15 protein-coding genes are annotated in these 13,266 nt (G+C 69.8%); 6 read left to right on the top strand and 9 right to left on the bottom strand.

Translation table 11 applies throughout. The annotated features are described in order from the left end of the window. The first annotated feature begins 104 nt into the window (after nucleotides 1-104). Both ABD784_RS04080 and ABD784_RS04075 read left to right on the top strand, forming a co-directional pair. The gene (locus ABD784_RS04080; RefSeq protein WP_344880305.1) at nucleotides 105-1,193 is read left to right on the top strand and encodes a 4-hydroxy-3-methylbut-2-enyl diphosphate reductase; all 1,089 of its coding nucleotides are present in this window, start codon (nucleotides 105-107) and stop codon (nucleotides 1,191-1,193) included. Nucleotides 1,194-1,290: 97 nt separating this feature from the next. Next, nucleotides 1,291-2,979 (top strand): SLC13 family permease, encoded by a 1,689-nt coding sequence (locus ABD784_RS04075; RefSeq protein WP_425582917.1) that lies wholly within the window; start codon nucleotides 1,291-1,293, stop codon nucleotides 2,977-2,979. Between the two features lie 115 nt (nucleotides 2,980-3,094). Here ABD784_RS04075 and ABD784_RS04070 read toward each other — a convergent pair whose 3' ends face one another. From ABD784_RS04070 to ABD784_RS04050, 5 genes are all read right to left on the bottom strand, one after another. After that, nucleotides 3,095-3,706: a response regulator transcription factor gene (locus ABD784_RS04070; protein WP_344880302.1), complete on the bottom strand. Its 612-nt coding sequence runs from the start codon at nucleotides 3,704-3,706 to the stop codon at nucleotides 3,095-3,097. Next, entirely contained in the window at nucleotides 3,703-4,794 is a 1,092-nt protein-coding gene (locus tag ABD784_RS04065) for a sensor histidine kinase (RefSeq protein WP_344880299.1), read from the bottom strand. Before ABD784_RS04065 ends, ABD784_RS04070 begins: the two co-directional genes overlap by 4 nt. A gap of 41 nt (nucleotides 4,795-4,835) precedes the next feature. Further along, a complete protein-coding gene (locus tag ABD784_RS04060) occupies nucleotides 4,836-5,597 on the bottom strand; it encodes an ABC transporter permease (RefSeq protein WP_344880296.1) in 762 nt (253 codons plus the stop codon). Continuing rightward, a complete protein-coding gene (locus tag ABD784_RS04055) occupies nucleotides 5,594-6,511 on the bottom strand; it encodes an ABC transporter ATP-binding protein (RefSeq protein WP_344880293.1) in 918 nt (305 codons plus the stop codon). Before ABD784_RS04055 ends, ABD784_RS04060 begins: the two co-directional genes overlap by 4 nt. Before the next feature lie 91 nt (nucleotides 6,512-6,602). Beyond that, nucleotides 6,603-7,907: a DNA recombination protein RmuC gene (locus ABD784_RS04050; RefSeq protein ID WP_344880290.1), complete on the bottom strand. Its 1,305-nt coding sequence runs from the start codon at nucleotides 7,905-7,907 to the stop codon at nucleotides 6,603-6,605. Between the two features lie 92 nt (nucleotides 7,908-7,999). Here ABD784_RS04050 and ychF point away from each other — a divergent pair, with 92 nt between their 5' ends. Further along, nucleotides 8,000-9,085, top strand: coding sequence for a redox-regulated ATPase YchF (ychF, locus tag ABD784_RS04045; RefSeq protein ID WP_344880288.1), 1,086 nt, complete (start codon nucleotides 8,000-8,002; stop codon nucleotides 9,083-9,085). 53 nt (nucleotides 9,086-9,138) lie between these two features. Then, nucleotides 9,139-9,837, top strand: a complete 699-nt coding sequence (locus ABD784_RS04040; protein ID WP_344880285.1) for a catalase family protein — start codon at nucleotides 9,139-9,141, stop codon at nucleotides 9,835-9,837. 18 nt (nucleotides 9,838-9,855) lie between these two features. On the opposite strand, the gene ABD784_RS04035 is transcribed toward ABD784_RS04040, so the two are convergent. After that, a complete protein-coding gene (locus ABD784_RS04035; RefSeq protein WP_344880282.1) occupies nucleotides 9,856-10,095 on the bottom strand; it encodes a hypothetical protein in 240 nt (79 codons plus the stop codon). Beyond that, nucleotides 10,092-10,367 (bottom strand): hypothetical protein, encoded by a 276-nt coding sequence (locus tag ABD784_RS04030; protein WP_344880279.1) that lies wholly within the window; start codon nucleotides 10,365-10,367, stop codon nucleotides 10,092-10,094. The genes ABD784_RS04035 and ABD784_RS04030 overlap by 4 nt, the downstream gene beginning before the upstream one ends. Before the next feature lie 115 nt (nucleotides 10,368-10,482). Between ABD784_RS04030 and ABD784_RS04025 the strand changes: the two genes are divergently transcribed. Both ABD784_RS04025 and ABD784_RS04020 read left to right on the top strand, forming a co-directional pair. Continuing rightward, complete coding sequence (locus ABD784_RS04025; RefSeq protein ID WP_344880276.1) at nucleotides 10,483-11,082, top strand: class I SAM-dependent methyltransferase; 600 nt, start codon at nucleotides 10,483-10,485, stop codon at nucleotides 11,080-11,082. 6 nt (nucleotides 11,083-11,088) lie between these two features. Then, a complete protein-coding gene (locus tag ABD784_RS04020; RefSeq protein ID WP_344880273.1) occupies nucleotides 11,089-11,784 on the top strand; it encodes a hypothetical protein in 696 nt (231 codons plus the stop codon). A gap of 92 nt (nucleotides 11,785-11,876) precedes the next feature. On the opposite strand, the gene ABD784_RS04015 is transcribed toward ABD784_RS04020, so the two are convergent. Both ABD784_RS04015 and ABD784_RS04010 read right to left on the bottom strand, forming a co-directional pair. Next, nucleotides 11,877-12,494, bottom strand: a complete 618-nt coding sequence (locus ABD784_RS04015; RefSeq protein WP_344880270.1) for a DNA alkylation repair protein — start codon at nucleotides 12,492-12,494, stop codon at nucleotides 11,877-11,879. Between the two features lie 103 nt (nucleotides 12,495-12,597). Beyond that, a complete protein-coding gene (locus tag ABD784_RS04010; RefSeq protein ID WP_344880267.1) occupies nucleotides 12,598-13,188 on the bottom strand; it encodes a GNAT family N-acetyltransferase in 591 nt (196 codons plus the stop codon). Nucleotides 13,189-13,266 lie beyond the last annotated feature (78 nt).

The following is a 13,266-nucleotide window of genomic DNA, read 5'->3' as shown; positions in this document are numbered from 1 at the left end:
GCCCTTTCCTCCGGTGTGCTGCTAGACATTCCTATCAGCATCGGCCCCGGTTTTAGTGATCGGGCCCGCAGACCTGTGGAGGGCCGACCGCGTAGCATGGAGGCATGCCTACCCGCTCTGCCGCTCCCGTTTCCGTGCCCATGCCGCGCATCCCGCGGCAGCGGCGCAGCCCGGCGGAGGTCGCCGCGGCCGCGCCGGTCGAGGGCCCTCAGCGCGTCCTGCTCGCCGCCCCGCGAGGCTACTGCGCCGGCGTCGACCGCGCCGTCATCGCCGTGGAGAAGGCCCTGGAGCACTACGGGGCCCCGGTGTACGTGCGCAAGCAGATCGTCCACAACGTCCACGTCGTCTCCGAGCTGGAGGCCCGCGGCGCGATCTTCGTCGAGGAGACGGACGAGGTCCCGGAGGGCGCGCTCGTCGTCTTCTCCGCGCACGGGGTGAGCCCCGCCGTCGTGCAGTCCGCCGAGGACCGGAATCTGCGCACCATCGACGCGACCTGCCCCCTGGTGACCAAGGTCCACCGCGAGGCCGTGCGCTTCGCCCGTGCCGGCAGCCAGATCCTCCTCATCGGGCACGAGGGGCACGAGGAGGTCGAGGGGACGTACGGCGAGGCGCCGGAGCACACGACCGTCGTGAACAACCCGGCCGAGGCACGGACCGTGCAGGTCGAGGACCCTGACAAGCTGATCTGGCTCTCCCAGACCACGCTGTCCGTCGACGAGACGATGGAGATCGTCACCATCCTGCGGGAGCGCTTCCCGAACCTGCAGGACCCGCCCAGCGACGACATCTGCTACGCCACCAGCAACCGGCAGGCCGCGATCAAGAAGATCGCCCCGGACGCCGACCTCGTGATCGTCGTCGGCTCGGCCAACTCGTCCAACTCGGTCCGCCTCGTCGAGGTCGCGCTCGAGTACGGTGCCCGCGCTGCCTACCGCGTGGACTTCGCCGACGAGATCGACGAGACCTGGTTCGAGGGCGTCTCCACCGTCGGCGTGACCTCCGGCGCGTCCGTCCCGGAGGTCCTCATCGGCGACGTGCTGCGCCTGCTCTCCGAGTACGGCTTCGGGGAGGCCGAGGAGGTCGTCACGGCCGAGGAGGACATCCTGTTCTCCCTGCCGAAGGAACTCCGCGCCAAGCTCAAGGAGGCCGGCGACGACTCCCGCGGCCTCGGCGGGCGCGTCAAGCAGGGCTGACGCCGGGCGGGACACCGCCCCCACTGGTGACGTTCGGCGATTCCGCGGGTAGCGTGGTGCAGGTCACACTGACCGACCCGACGTCGTGGAGGTTGCCGTGTCCAGTTCCTACACCCCAGGTGAGCGCCCCCGGAGCGTGGAGGATCGCGCCCGCGGCAGCGGACACCCCTCGCCCGGACTCCTGGCCGAGCCGGTGGAGCCGCGGACCAACAAGCGCCGCTGGATCGGGCTCGCCGCCGGACTGCTCGCAGCCTTCCTCGTCTACTTCTCGATGCCGCAGGACCTCGATCCCGCGGCCCGGCTCACGGCTGCGACGGCGGTCCTCATGGGCATCTGGTGGATGACCGAGGCCCTGCCGATCCCCGCGACGGCCCTGGTGCCGCTCATAGTGTTCCCCGTCTTCGGCGGGGTCGACATCGAGGAGGTCGGCTCCAGCTACGGCAACGACATCATCTTCCTCTTCATGGGCGGGTTCATCCTCGCGCTCGCCATGCAGCGCTGGAACCTGCACCGACGCATCGCCCTCATGACCGTCTCCGCGATGGGGACCCGGTCCAACATGGTGATCGCCGGCTTCATGCTGGCCACCGGCTTCCTGAGCATGTGGGTCTCCAACACGGCCACCACCGTCATGATGCTGCCCATCGGCGTCTCCGTCCTGATGCTGGTCACCAACCTGGGCGTCACGGGGAATCGCGGCGACCAGGAACCGGCCCCGTCGCCGGGGGACGCCGGCGTCCCCCTGCCGGGCAGCGCGGACGAGCCCGCCGGCGAGGAGGCCGGCGGCAGCGGGGAGGACGGAGAGACCACCCGGGCGGCGGACGCGGACGTCAAGGAGGCGGTGATCGCCTCCAACTTCGGTACCGCCCTGATGCTCGGCATCGCCTACGCCGCGTCGGTCGGCTCGCTGTCCACCATCATCGGCACGCCCCCGAACACCCTGCTCGTCGGCTACATGAAGGACGCCCACGGCGTGGACATCGGCTTCGGCCAGTGGATGCTGGTCGGCTTGCCGTTGGCCGCGGTGATGCTGGTCCTGGTCTGGCTCCTCCTGACCAAGGTCCTGTTCAAGCCGGAGATCGACGAGATCCCCGGCGGCCGGGAGCCCATCCGGCGGCAGCTCCGCGAGCTGGGGCCCATGAGCACGGGGGAGAAGCTCGTCCTGGCCATGTTCGCCCTGGCGGCCCTGTCCTGGGTCTTCATGCCGATGATCGCCAAGGGCCTGATCTCGGATGCGGGCATCGCCATGACCGTGTCCGTCCTGTTGTTCCTCCTGCCAGCCGGGGCCAGGCGCGGCGTCCGGCTGCTCGACTGGGAGTCGGCGGTCAAGCTGCCGTGGGGCGTCCTGCTCCTCTTCGGCGGCGGTCTGGCGCTCTCGGCCCAGTTCAGCGCCTCCGGCCTCACGGAGTGGATCGGCGAGCAGGCGCAGGCGCTGGGCACCGTCCCGCTGGTGCTGCTCGTGCTCATCATGGTCGCCGGTGTCATCTTCCTGACGGAGCTCACCAGCAATACCGCGACGGCGGCCACGTTCCTGCCCGTCGCGGGCGGCGTGGCACTGGGGCTCGGCGTGGACCCGCTGATGCTGGCGGTGCCGGTCGCGCTGGCGGCGACGTGCGCGTTCATGCTCCCCGTCGCCACGCCCCCGAATGCGATCGCCTATGGTTCCGGCTACGTGACGATCGGGCAGATGATGCGCGGCGGCATCTGGCTGAATCTGGCGGGGATCGTGCTGATCACGGTGGTGACCATGAGCCTGCTGGTCTGGGTGTTCCAGCCGGGCGGCTAGGGGAGCCGGGTCAGACCCTGCCCCGTCAGAGCCGGACGCGTGAGAGCCGGACGCGTGAGAGCCGGACGCGTGAGAGCCGGACGCGTGAGAGCCGGACGCGTCAGATCCAGCCGCGTCAGATCCAGCCGCGGTACTGGGCCTCGCGTGCGGCCTCGTAGCGGTTCTGGCTGTTGGTCTTGCCGATGGCACTGGAGAGATGGTTCCGCACCGTGCCGGGGCTCAGGTGCACCGACTCGGCGATGGCGCGGATGGAGCCGCCCGCCGCGGCGGCCCGGAGGACGTCCCGCTCGCGGTCGGTGAGCGGGTCGATCCCGCCCGCCAGCGAGTCGGCCGCCAACTGGGGATCCACCACGTGCTGGCCGGACGCGACCTGACGCACCATCTGTGCCAGCCGCTCCGCGGGCGTGTCCTTGACGACGAACCCGGAGGCGCCGGCCTCCATCGCCCGGCGCAGGTAGCCGGGCCGGCCGAAGGTGGTCACGATCAGGCAGCGGCAGCCCAGCAGGGCCGACGTGACCTGGCGGGTGACCTCGATGCCGTCCGCGCCCGGCATCTCGATGTCGATCAGGGCGATGTCTGGGCGGTGGAGGCGCACCGCGTCGAGCACTTCGTCCCCGCGGCCGACCTGCGCGACGACCTCGAGGTCCGGCTCCAGGGAGAGGAGCGCCGCGAGGCCTCCGCGCACCAGGTCCTGGTCGTCGGCCAGCAGCAGCCTGATCGATGTCACCGTGTCACCTCCAGGGTGGACCCGGGGCGGTCGCCGTCGGGGTGGGTGGGCCGCAGATCGACTCGCGCCCCGACGGCGCGGGCGCGCTCCCGCAGGCCCCGCAATCCGCTGCCGGGCTCCGACCCGGCGAAGCCGGCGCCGTCGTCCGCGATCGTGAGCGTGCCCGGACGGACCTCGATCCGGCAGCGGGTGGCCCCGGAGTGCCGGACGGTGTTGGTGACGCCCTCGCGGATGGCCCAGGCGAAGAGATCGCCGCCGTCGTCCCTGACATCGGGCCCGATGACGACGTCGGCCTCGATCCCGGCCGCCGCCAGCGCAGTGCGCGCCGCCTCCACCTCGGAGGCGAGGCTCGGCGTGCGCAGCCGGGTGACGGTCGAGCGGATCTGTCCCAGGGACTCGCGGGCGAGCGCGTCGATCTGGTCCAGTTCCTCGCGGGCCCGGTCGGGGTCGATATCGAGCAGTCGCCGGGCGAGCTGCGCCTTGATCGACAGGACGGTGAGCGAGTGCCCCAGGACATCGTGGACGTCGCGGGCGATGGCGTTGCGCTCGGCGGCGACCTGCAGGTGGTTCTGGGCGTCCCGGGCCCGCTGCTCGTTGTGCTCCATGAGCCGGGCGAACACGATGACCGCGACGCCGAAGCCGGGGCCGAGCAGCGTCCAGAGGGTTCCGGAGAACTCGGTCGCGACCGCGCTCGGGATCAGCCAGACGAGGCCGCCCGCGGCCAGGCCGGGGACGAGCGGGAGCGTGAAGATCAGGACCGCGGCGAGGAACGGCGTGAAGGCCGAGACCCAGGCCCCGGCCGCTGGGGTGGCGAGCCCAGCGAGGACGGCCAGCAGGAGGGTCCCGACCAGGAGGACCCTGCGCGCCGGCGGGACGCCGATGTCCGCGCCCGAGAGGACCCAGAAGAGCCAGATGTAGACGGCCGCGAACGCGACGGTCGCGACCACCGCGACCGTGGTCCAGCCAGGCCCCGCCGGACCGCTGAGGGCGGAGACCAGGGGGAAGCCGAGGAACAGCAGCCAGATCGCGGCGTAGAAGACGCCCGCGAGGGGGCGCTTCGGGTGCGCGGGGGTCTCCATGTGCGTCATTCTGCCAGTCTCGGCGGGGCGGGTCCGCTGGTCGATCATCACTACTGCCTCCTGGTGCGGCGGCGCTGGAGCATCAGGCACGCCGTCGCGAAGACCAGCGTCCAGCCGATCACGTTGGCCAGGACCATCCAGAGCGGATCGTTGCCGGCGATGCCGTTCACGGAGATCTGGTCGCCGCCGGTGAGCGGGTAGCGGGCCAGGGCCACGACGCCGTACAGCGGCGTGAAGCGGCCGATGTCCAGGAGAACTCCGTCCAGCGGTGTGAAGGCGTTGCCGAGGAAGCTGAAGATGACCAGCAGACCGGTCGCGGTGCCCACCGCCGCGTCGGAGCGGAAGGCCATGCCGATGGCGAGCCCGTAGAGCGCGAACGGGATGACACCGACCACGGTCAGCAGCGCGGTGGCGATCCATGTCCCGACGGGCATGTCGGTCACGGTGAGGACGCCGGCGATGTTGAGGACGAGCACGGGCAGGACGGCGATGCCGAGGGCGACGGCGGTCTTGGCGGCGACGAAGCCCCCGTGCGGCAGCGCGGTCAGCGCCAGTTGGCGGCCCCAGCCCTGCTGCAGTTCGACGGCGGCGGAGCCGGAGAGCGAGGTCGCGGCCATCGCGGCGCCGTAGCAGGCGATCGAGATCATGGTCCAGGCGCTGATGTTCCCGTCGCCGACGGCGACGTCCGACCATGACATGGAGGCACCGAAGAAGAGGAAGAGGACCGTCGGCAGCACGATCACGAAGAAGCTGTTGCCGACGTTGCGGAGGTTCCGCCAGAAGTCCATGGCGATGTAGGTCCAGATGTTCATGCTGCAGCCGTCCTCTCGGTCTCTGCCGCGGTCAGGTAGCGGAAGGCCTCGTCGAGGCTCGCGGGTGCGACCTCGAGGCCGTGGGCGTCGGTGCGTGAGAGCAGGTGGCGGGTCAGCGAGTCGGCGTCGTCGGTGCGGAACTCGATGCGGGGCCCGTGCCGCTGGATATCGGCCACGTGCTCCAGCTCGACGAGTTCGGCGTCGGTGGGGGACCAGGTGACGGTCACGCGGGCCACTCCGGCCCGTTTCCGGACCTCGTCGGTGGGCCCGTCGGCGAGGACGGTGCCGGCGTTCATGAGGACGGCCCGGCGCGCGAACTGCTCGGCCTCCTCGAGGTAGTGGGTGGCGAAGATGATCGTGGAGCCGGCGTCCGCCAGGGAGCGCATGCTGTCCCAGAAGTCGCGGCGGGCATTGACGTCCATTCCGGCCGTCGGCTCGTCGAGGATGAGGATCTCCGGCCGCGTGAGCAGTGCCAGGGCGAAGCGGAGCCGCTGCTGCTGGCCGCCGGAGCAGCTCGAGACGCGCCGGGAGGCGAAGTCCGCGGCCCCCGAGGCCTCGAGGGCTTCCTCCACCCCGAGCGGGTCGCGGTGGAGGGACGCGATCATGCGGACCGTCTCGCGCACCGTGAGGTCCGGCAGGAGACCGCCGGTCTGCAGCAGTGCCGAGATGCGCCCTGCGGTGACCGCCTTGCGGGGGCTGGTTCCGAGGACGTCGACGGTGCCGGACTCCGGTGCCGTCAGCCCGAGGATCATGTCGATCAGGGTGGTCTTCCCGGCGCCGTTGGGGCCGAGAAGGGCGACGACCTCGCCGGAGCTGATGGTCAGGTCCACGCCGTCGACGGCGCGGACCCTGCCACCGCCGGACGGGAAGGAACGGCGGACGCCGCTCAGGGTGATGACGGGTGCTGTATCCATGGCTACAGGCTAGGTTCGCGCGGCGCGGGGCACCCGGGCCTGCGATCACGGATGTGCCATGACAGTTGTCATGCCCGTCCACCGGTCCGGGTCAGGCCGACTCCTCGGAGAGGAGTTCGGGAGCGCTCAGCACCCGGGGAGTGGATTCGAGCGGCGTCACGTCGACTGCCTGCGCCTGCGTGGTCTCTGACAGCCCGGGATCGAGGTCCTGGAGCCGGCGGGTGGAGGGCAGGACCCGCGACTCGAGGGTCCCGACGAACGAGTTGTAGCGCTCGACGGACGTCTTCAGGGACTTGCCGAGCCCGTTGATGTGGCCCCCGAGGGTGCCGAGGCGCTTGTAGAGCTCCCGCGCCTCCTCGAACAGCGTCTGCGCATTCTCCGTCAGCAGTTCCTGCCGCCAGGCGAAGGCGAGGCCCTTGAGGATCGAGAAGAGAGTGGCCGGCGAGGCGAGCGCGACGCTCTTGGAGTAGGCGTGATCCAGCAAGCCCGGGTCCGCCTGGAGTGCTGCGGCCAGGAACGACTCGGCCGGGAGGAAGCAGACGACGAGCTCGGGCGATCCGGGCAGCGACTCCCAGTACTCCTTGCCGCCGAGCTGGTCCACGTGTGCGCGCAGAGCCTTGGCGTGTGCCGCCATCAGGCGGGACCACTCCTGCTCCTGCTCGGACGACAGCGTGCCCGAGGCCCCGATCTCCTGCGCCGCCAGGTAGGAGTTCAGCGGGACCTTGGAGTCGACGGCCACGGCCTTGCCGCCGGGAAGGTTCACGACCATGTCCGGACGAAGTCCGCCCCCGGTCCCGTTCCGGGCGGCGCCGAGCGTGGCCTGCTCGGTGAAGTCCACGTGCGCCAGCATGCCGGCCGCCTCGACGACGCGGCGCAGCTGCGCCTCGCCCCACGTTCCCCGAGCCGCGTTGTTCTTCAACGCGCCCGCCAGCGAGGCGGTGGTCCGCAGCAGTGCGGCATCCTGCTCGGCGGCCGAGGCCAGCTGCTGGCTGAGCTGGCCGTACTGCTCCACCCGGTCCCGCTCCAGCAGGGCGACCTGCTCCTGGACCGTCCGGAGACGATCCGCCAGGGGAGCGAGCATCTGCGCGACCGACCGGTCCTGGCCCGAGCGCTCGCGCTCCGCCAGCACCTGGCTCTGCAGTGCCGACCGCTCGGCCGTGAGGCGTTCCTGCCACGCCTGGTGCTCGGCGGCGAGCCGCTCCTGCAGCGCCGCCCGTTCCGCCTCGGCCGCAGCGAGCGAGACCTGGACGGCGTTGAGACGCTGCACCACGTTGTCGTACTCATGCTGGGCCGGGCCCTCGCCCATGCGGCGGGCGGCCCACCACGCGCCGGCCGCGCCGAGGGCAGCGCCCACCAGCAGGGTCAGGACCGGGAGAATCACACTGAGAGCATCCATGGCACCAGCATCGCCGCTCCCGCCCACGGGATAGAGCAGGCTCGCGCCCGCCGTTGAGCGCGGCCGGAGCGTGGCGGGTAGACTCGTCTGCCGTGGCTCTAACTATCGGAATCGTCGGACTGCCCAACGTTGGCAAGTCCACCATGTTCAACGCACTCACCCGCGCACAGGTTCTCGCGGCAAACTACCCGTTTGCCACGATCGAGCCGAACATCGGCGTGGTGCCGCTGCCGGACTCCCGCCTGAAGGTGCTCGCGGACATCTTCAAGTCCGAGAAGATCCTGCCGGCCACCGTGTCCTTCGTGGACATCGCGGGCATCGTCAAGGGCGCCTCCGAGGGCGAGGGCCTGGGCAACAAGTTCCTCGCGAACATCCGCGAGGCCGACGCGATCTGCCAGGTCACCCGCGCGTTCGAGGACTCCGACGTGGTCCACGTGGACGGCAAGGTGGACCCCGCGTCCGACATCGAGACGATCGCCACCGAGCTGATCCTCGCCGACCTGCAGACCATCGAGAACCAGATGCCGCGGCTCGAGAAGGAGCTGCGCGCCAAGAAGATCGACGCATCTTTCGTGGAAGCCGTGAAGGAGGCGCAGAAGGTCCTCGAGGAGGGCAAGACGCTCTTCGCGGGCGCCGCGGCCGCCAAGCTGGACCTGGCCGAGCTCAAGCCGATGCAGCTGATGACCACCAAACCGTTCATCTACGTCTTCAACATGGACGAGGCCGGGCTCGCGAACGCCGAGCTCAAGGCCGAGCTGACCGAGCTCGTGGCGCCGGCCGAGGCGATCTTCCTGGACGCCCAGTTCGAGGCCGACCTGGTGGAGCTGGACGAGGACGAGGCCGAGGAGATGCTGCACGAGGCCGGCTACGACGAGTCCGGCCTGGAGAAGCTGGCGCGCGTGGGCTACTCGACGCTCGGCTTGCAGTCCTACCTGACGGCTGGCCCCAAGGAGACCCGCGCCTGGACGATCCCTCAGGGTGCGACGGCACCCGAGGCCGCCGGCGTGATCCACACCGACTTCCAGCGCGGCTTCATCAAGGCCGAGGTCATCAAGTTCGACGACCTCGTGGAAGCAGGCTCGGTCGCTAACGCGCGCTCGGCCGGCAAGGCCCGCATGGAGGGCAAGGACTACGTCATGCAGGACGGCGACGTGGTGGAGTTCCGCTTCAACGTGTGAGGCCGCCGTGAGCGGGTCTTTCCGCAGCGCCGCTCGGTCGGGATAATGGCCGCATGCTCGCTCAATCTGCAGCGGTACCCGGGGCGGCGCTGCGCGGCTTTTTCTCTCTACTACGGCGCATCCGTCATCCGCGCCCGATCCACTCGCGCGGGCTGGTGCTCACGGGGCGGGCAACCTGGATTGATGATGCGGCGACGTCAGGCGTTGGCTGGATCGATGACGACTGGCGGAAGCCGCTCGAAGTGACCGCGCGACTGTCCCGCGCGGTCGGGCTGCCCGACAACCTGCCGGACGTGCTGGGTCTCGCCTTGCGATTTCACCCCGACGACGGTCCGCACGTGGATGTTCTGCTTGCGTCGGCCGGCCGCAGGTTCCCCTTGCGGTTCGTACTCGTGCCCCGGCGCTCGGCGACGGATGCGACGTTCGGGAGCCTCCTGCCGTGGCGATCACCGCACGGACCGGTTCTGATCTGCGCCCGGAGCGTCCCTTCTCGGGCGCTCCCGGCTGACCTCGCGGGACTCCAACGGTCGCTCGACGAGCAGCCATGGCAGGTGAGGCTCTATTGCGCGGCACCGACCGGCAAGTGGCACCCCTTCGCGGATGTCGTTCTCAAGCCCGCCGCTGAAGGGGACTCGGCCGAGCTGCGGTTCGATCCGGTAGGACATCCTCCTCCCGGGTCCGCCACTTACCCGTGGGTGCGCAGGTTGCGCGAGCCGAGCTACCGCGTCGCGCAGCGCGGGACCGCAGGGTAGATCAGGGGTGGCGTGCGGTTAAATCGCAGACCGCGCGCCGTTGTCCGACTCCGCACCCGCCTCGGCCTCGAAACCCATCGAGTCGTACATGCCGGCGAGCTCGAACGCCGCCCGGCCGTCCGCCGCCGGGCACGCCTCGGCCAAGGCGCGCATCGCCACGACCCCGCCCTCGCGGTCGAACTCGTCGCAGCGCTCCCACAGGTCCTCGACCGCCGACTCCCAGCGCTCGACGGCCGCGTTCTCGATAGCTGCCCTCACGACGCCGGCCCCGCCACGCGCCATGAGCCCTCGCCTGTGGATGTCAGCTCCCAGTGCTTCGCCTCGATCCGGCTCCCCGCGCCCGTGCGGTACTCCTCGACCCGGAGCGTCAGCCCGTGGCCGGCGGTCTCGAGGAGCCCTTCGGCGTGCACGCCGTCGGAGAAGAGTACGACGACGTCGGTTGCGCCCGTGGGCCCGGCACCGTCGAGGCGCAGCCTCGCCCCGGGGAAGAGGTGCGTGCGGTCCGCGGTGAGTGTCGGGAGGGTCTCCATGCTCCGATCCTACGGTCGGAGCTCCCGCGGATGGGAGACCCGTGGAACACGGGCCGGTCGGTACCAGGTGATTCGCGCCGGGGCTCTATCCGCGCCGAGGATCTAGCATGGAGCCATGGCAGAACCGACGCGCTGGGCGACCGAGACCAAGGACGGCCACTCGCAGTGGTACATCGACCGCTTCCGCGGAATGGCGGCCGAGGGACAGGATCTCGTCGGGGAGGCGCGGTTGATCGACGCCATGGTCCCGCGGCGGGCCCGGATCCTCGACGCTGGGTGCGGCCCGGGCCGGCATGCCGGTGAGTTGCACGCCCGGGGCCACGACGTCGTCGGCGTCGACGCGGACCCCGAGCTGATTGCGGCCGCCCGGCAGGATCACCCGGGCCCGTCCTACGCCGTCGTCGATCTGACCGAGCTGGATCTGGAGACACTGGAGCGGTCCGACCCCTTCGACGCGGTGCTCATGGCCGGCAATGTGATCGTCTTCGTCGCCACGGGCACGGAGACCGACGTGCTGCGCCGGGTCAGGGCCTGCCTCAGCCCCGAGGGTTTCATCGCCGTCGGCTTCCACGTGAACCGGCACCTGGCGCTCGCCGATTTCGATCGCTCTGCGGCGGATGCCGGATTGCGGGTCGAGCATCGCTTCTCGACCTGGGACCTCAGAGCCTGGCACGACAACGCCGACTTCGCCGTCACCATCCTGCGGTACGCGTAGGACCGCATGGTTTCCGCGCTGATCCTCCCCAGCCCGCTGCTGGGCCAGGCCCCCTACGAGCCATTGGTGTCCGTCCTTGCGGCTACTGCCGGTTGGCACGTCGCCGTGGCAGACCTTCCACTCGACCCCTCGGATCCGCACGAAGTGCTCACGGCGTTCGGGAATGCGGTCTGCGACTCCACCGACCTGCTCGTCGCTCACAGCAACGCCGGGTATTACCTGCCGGCGCTGGCGCAGGTCCGCGATATCGCGGCCGTCGCGATGGACGCCGCGCTCCCGACCGGGGACGGCACGGACACGCTGCTGGCTCCGGTCAAGCTGAGGGACTTCCTGGCAGGTCTCCCGAAGGACGACGCCGGCCGGCTTCCCCCATGGCCCGAGTGGTGGGCGCGGGAGGACGTCGAACCCCTCTACCCCGACGTCGCTTCATTCGAGCGATCCTTGGCGGCGGCACCACGTCTCTCGATGTCCTACTTCACGAGCCGGTTGCCGGTACCAGTTGGGTGGGCGACGGGACGGCGCGCCTATCTGGCCTTCGGCCAGACGTATGCAGTGGAGCGCGCCTGGGCGAGCGACTCAGGGTGGCGTGTGCGAGAGGTCCCCGGGGCGCATCTGGAGTTTCTGACCGACCCCGGCCTGGTTGCGTCCGAACTCGTGGCACTCGGTGCCGAGCTCGGTCTTCCGGAGCCGCCCCGGAGCTGAACCCTGGAGGGTTCACAGTCACGACGAGGCCCAGCATGAGTCCACTCGCCGCCCGGGAGCGGGGACCCGACGTGCCGACGTGTTCGGATGGGTCATCCGTCTTCCCCGTCATTCCGCAGCCGTTGGTCGGCGTGCTTTCGGAAGATCTGTACTGCGGAGCGGACGCGCGGGTGCTCGTCGCCAGCGAGCGAGTCCGCGATCGCGAGTCCGCGGACGACGTCCTCCGGGGAGCCCTTCTTGATGAACCAGAGCGGGGCGGTGATGGCCGATCGGCGTCGGAGTGGATCGGTCGCGGCCGCGAGATCGTCGAGTACGCCGCCGTCGATGGCTCCGATGAGAATCGGCCAACCGAGAACACGTGGAGCCGCCCGGTCCACCATGTCCCAAGCGGTGATGACGTCGTGCCGCTCCAAGTAAATCCTTGCCAGCGCGGCACGCTCGCGGTCCGCGAGTTTTCGGCGGGCACGAAAATCCAGGATGCAGAAGGCTGACATGCGTGCTTCGTAGGCCGGATGCTCGAGCAGCGTCTCGAGCTCCTTCTCCGGCAGGTCGACCGCCCACCGTGCGGCATCGAACAGCGTTCCCATCCGCACGCCGATGACGACGTCGTCGTCTGCCACGCGGTTGCGGATCTTCTCCGCCTCGTTCGGATCGGAGGCTGCGTGCAGGGTCTCCAGGACCCGGGCTGCAGTCGTGAGAGGGCCGCTCATGACCCGAGCCTATGCGTGGGTGTCGGCGCCGAGAAGACTCGCGCGCGAGACAGACTTCCAACGGCGTGAATGTGCCGCTAGAAGGAGGACCGACCTAGGTACGCTATTCTGCGGGCTCAAAGTGCATTGAGACATAGGCGGAGAAGCCGGCGAGTCGGGCGAATCTGACTCGTCGCGTGCGCATTTCGCGAAATCCGAGTTTGCGGTAGAGGGCCAGCGCGGCGGAGTTCGAGTCCTTGATGTCACGCAGGACGAACTCCTGGTACGGCAGGTGCAGGATTTCCATCATCAGAGCGGTCGCGACACCTTTGCCCTGGCAGTGCGGCGCGGTGGTCACGAATCCGACCTCCGCCAGGCCGTGCCGTGCGCCGTCGTAGGCGCCGAGGAACTGGTTCCGGACGATGAAGTAGCTGAAGGACCCGTGCCAGAGTCCAAGCACTCGGCGGAATTCCCGCCAGTCGGGCGCGAAGCACTCCTGGTTGCCCTCGGTCACCGACGCGATCGCCGCTGGCTCTCCGTCGACCAGCGCAACGTGGAAACGCTCGAGGAGGAGCATGTGCTCGAATGCGTCCGTCAGCGTTTTCGGGTCCTTGGAGAAGTACTCGAAGTCATCGGCGAATCCGTGGACAAGGACCTCCGTGATTCGTCGTCGGTAGACCTCGCCGAGTTCGTCACCACGCGCGATCTCGATCATGGGTTTCCTTCTATGGTGGCGGACTCGAAACGCCGCGTCCGAGCCTCGCTTGATGGATGCAGCCTAGGCCATAGCGTC

The organism is Zhihengliuella alba (genome assembly GCF_039538765.1).
Lineage (GTDB): Bacteria > Actinomycetota > Actinomycetes > Actinomycetales > Micrococcaceae > Zhihengliuella > Zhihengliuella alba.
This window is presented reverse-complemented; position numbering and strand designations above follow the sequence as displayed.

Coding starts and splice junctions, on each gene's coding strand:
- ABD784_RS04080 (WP_344880305.1), top strand. CDS start 105: ATGCCTACCCGCTCTGCCGCTCCCGTTTCCGTGCCCATGCCGCGCATC.
- ABD784_RS04065 (WP_344880299.1), bottom strand. CDS start 4,794: ATGACGCACATGGAGACCCCCGCGCACCCGAAGCGCCCCCTCGCGGGC.
- ABD784_RS04060 (WP_344880296.1), bottom strand. CDS start 5,597: ATGAACATCTGGACCTACATCGCCATGGACTTCTGGCGGAACCTCCGC.
- ABD784_RS04055 (WP_344880293.1), bottom strand. CDS start 6,511: ATGGATACAGCACCCGTCATCACCCTGAGCGGCGTCCGCCGTTCCTTC.
- ABD784_RS04050 (WP_344880290.1), bottom strand. CDS start 7,907: ATGGATGCTCTCAGTGTGATTCTCCCGGTCCTGACCCTGCTGGTGGGC.
- ABD784_RS04040 (WP_344880285.1), top strand. CDS start 9,139: ATGCTCGCTCAATCTGCAGCGGTACCCGGGGCGGCGCTGCGCGGCTTT.
- ABD784_RS04030 (WP_344880279.1), bottom strand. CDS start 10,367: ATGGAGACCCTCCCGACACTCACCGCGGACCGCACGCACCTCTTCCCC.
- ABD784_RS04025 (WP_344880276.1), top strand. CDS start 10,483: ATGGCAGAACCGACGCGCTGGGCGACCGAGACCAAGGACGGCCACTCG.
- ABD784_RS04020 (WP_344880273.1), top strand. CDS start 11,089: ATGGTTTCCGCGCTGATCCTCCCCAGCCCGCTGCTGGGCCAGGCCCCC.
- ABD784_RS04015 (WP_344880270.1), bottom strand. CDS start 12,494: ATGAGCGGCCCTCTCACGACTGCAGCCCGGGTCCTGGAGACCCTGCAC.
- ABD784_RS04010 (WP_344880267.1), bottom strand. CDS start 13,188: ATGATCGAGATCGCGCGTGGTGACGAACTCGGCGAGGTCTACCGACGA.